This window comes from Cupriavidus phytohabitans (assembly GCF_000426345.1).
Lineage (GTDB): Bacteria > Pseudomonadota > Gammaproteobacteria > Burkholderiales > Burkholderiaceae > Cupriavidus.
This window is the reverse complement of record NZ_AUFE01000189.1, coordinates 1-2681: the sequence shown is the minus strand read 5'-3', so window position 1 is coordinate 2681 and position 2681 is coordinate 1. Positions and strand designations below refer to the sequence as shown.

Annotated in this window: 3 protein-coding genes; all 3 read right to left on the bottom strand. The window is 61.4% G+C overall.

Annotation, left to right across the window (positions count from 1 at the left end):
- Positions 1–75 precede the first annotated feature (75 nt).
- Entirely contained in the window at positions 76–282 is a 207-nt protein-coding gene (locus K309_RS42285) for a hypothetical protein (protein ID WP_029050418.1), read from the bottom strand.
- 201 nt (positions 283–483) lie between these two features.
- Positions 484–846, bottom strand: coding sequence for a hypothetical protein (locus K309_RS0134465; RefSeq protein ID WP_029050417.1), 363 nt, complete (start codon positions 844–846; stop codon positions 484–486).
- Positions 843–2681: integrase (locus K309_RS0134460; protein ID WP_029050416.1), on the bottom strand; the 1839-nt coding region annotated here is incomplete at its 5' end. The genes K309_RS0134460 and K309_RS0134465, both read right to left, overlap by 4 nt.

The window sequence follows — 2681 nt, the reverse complement described above, 5'->3', positions numbered from 1 at the left end:
GGGCGGAGAACGTGTACTGGGTGCGCCGGGAAGACCGGCAAGGAGTAGGTGGTGCAAGTCCACTGCAATGAAGGATTAGCGATCCGCATTGGCCCCGAGCCGTGCGCGGGCATCCGTGAGGAGGTCAGCGAAGCGTCGGTAGGGGTACGCGCAGGCCAGCCATTGAGCCACGATATCGTTCTTGTCTCGGATGCCGACACGTTCCAGTACGTGGAAGGCAACATCCTGCGGCGCGTCATCGCAAGCGACGCGGGAGTCCGGCGTGGTCGTAGAACCTGGCATGTACGCACGCTCCTTGCGCGGGAACCGGGAGTACGCGCAAGATAGAAAGAATGGACATCACACGGAGCCTTGAAAATACTGGAATTAGCAGGCTGCGGGGTGTCCATAAAATTTGCAGAAAAATGGACACAACGACCGTCGGAGTGTCCATCTTCAGTCGCAGGTCCGCAGCTGATTTCGAGCGGAGATGGCCGCCCCGATCTAGCGCGGCTTCAGGGGCAGGACGCAACCGCCACGCAGCGCGACCAGTTCCTTGCGCAAGCTGAACACCTGACGCAGCAGTGCGAGTTCACGAGCCAGCGATTCTTCAAGCTGTGCCTGCAGATCCTTCGCGTCGCCCTTCGCGCGGTTCAGACGCTCGGTGAGTTCGAGCTTCGGGCGCCCGGCCTCTACGTTGGCCGCGTCGATCGCTGCGATCAGTTCGGTGAACTGCGGGCGCGACTTCTTGATGCTGCCCTTCTTGCGGCCCGCCTCGATCGCCACGGTATCGTTGTTGATACGCGCACCTTTGCGCTTCTTCAGCCGCTCAAGGGCGGCGTAGTGGTCGGTCATGGCGTCGCTCATGCTGCCTCCGGTTTGATCAGTTTCTTCTGCGCGTCAAGCAATCGTTGCAGCGTTTGGACCTCGATACGGTATTCGACGCTCGCCTCATCGACCGCGCGCAGCTTCGCGACCGTAACCTGCTGCGCCTTGATCACGCGCTGAAGCTTCGACGGCACGACGACGAGATTACGGCAGTTCGATTCAAGGCAATCCAGACGCATCCAGTCGAGTGGCGTCGACTTGCACGGCTCGACGCTGACGCAGCCGCCCAACACCGTCTCGCGGTACGCCAGTTCGCCCTTCCCGAACATCCTCACCGTCTGCTCGCGTGAGTAAACCGACACAGGCGAGACCTGCACAGCACGGCTCTGCGTCCACGCTGCGTGCCCGCCGAACAGCCGCTCGTCAGAGAACAGCACCTGCTCGGCGTATGCGAGGTACGCGGACAGGTGTTGGGTCTCGGCCCATTCTTTCGCAAAGTGGGTTCTGTCGGTATCGATGAAGCCCTTCGCGAACGCCGAGCCGCGGGCGTAGTACCTGGCCATCTCCTGTGTGATGTGCTGCAGCTGACGCTTGAGCGTTGGCAGCGTGACGAGACCGCTGCGGTGCGCGTAGAGGGCCAGCGAGCGGCGAAGCTGGTGCCGTGTGAACGGCCACTGCTGCCCCAGCGCGTACTTCGGCTCGTCTTCCCACGCGCGGTGCATGTCGACACGCTTCAGTTCAGCGATGTCCTCGACCGTGATCGTCGGGAAGACACGCTCGCGAAAGGCTTCGATATCGTCATGTACGTTACTCGCCGCCTGGTTTGCCACGTACCCATAACGCAGACTTAAACCCATCCGGCAGAACAGGAGGTGCGAACCCTCCGTCGATTCGGCGTAGCCTTGCGCGCCGTGCGCACGGTGTGCCTCGCCCGACAGGCGTTGCGCGAGCCTGACGGCGCGGGCAGCAAGCGGACTGGTCACCCAGCATGCGCGCCTGGGACGACCGCCCGATAGCTTGGTCGTGATGCCCTCGATGGTGTAGTGGGTCACGCCATCCAGACGGGTCTCGCTCAGGCAATCGTACGGCAGGTTCTCCGCTTCCGTCGCACGCATGCCAGTGAATGAGAGGATGACAAGCTGGCATAACGCCCTGATCGACGCCACAAGCGACGACACGACGAAAGGGGAGTCCTTGCCCCCTAAATGTACTGCAGTCCTTATTAATTCTGCAGGGACGACCGGACTCTCACCGCCATAGACGCGTGCGAGGTAGTCAGACAGGATGTCAGCGATCCCCTCAGCGAGGCCGAGGTCATGCTCACACGCCGCCAGGAAGTGCTGGTAGATCCGCGTCGGGATAACAGGGTATTGTGCGTATCCAGCACGTTGCGCGAAACGTTCGAGCAGAGGCTTATGCAGTTGGGCCAGCGGCACGCGCAGCCCTGTGGTCTCGACACCCAGACGGTGAAGCTTCACCAGAATCGAATGAAGACGATGGGCCTTCCTCTCCTTCCCGGCTTGCGCCACATAGTGCAGAACAACGGCGACGCTGGATAGCCCCTCGTAGAGCGTAAGCTGACGTGCGGCGGCAAAGAATGTGAAGTCCTTCAGGCAAATTGAACTTGCCTTAAGCGTACTGGACGCCGGTACCGTATCGGTCGCTTCGTACATCAGAAAGTACATCACCTGCTTCCATTGACGCGTAGTCGCCTCTGAAAGGGCGCGGCTCACGCCGTCAGGCGTGTGACCCCTGAAATAGATATGGCTGCGGCGTGTTCCAGTGTGCGTGAGCACGGGATTCGATGGGCGCGCGGGCACGGTAAATGATGGGTGGCTGCGGTCTGGTCCATCGCCAATGTTGCAGGTCGTCGG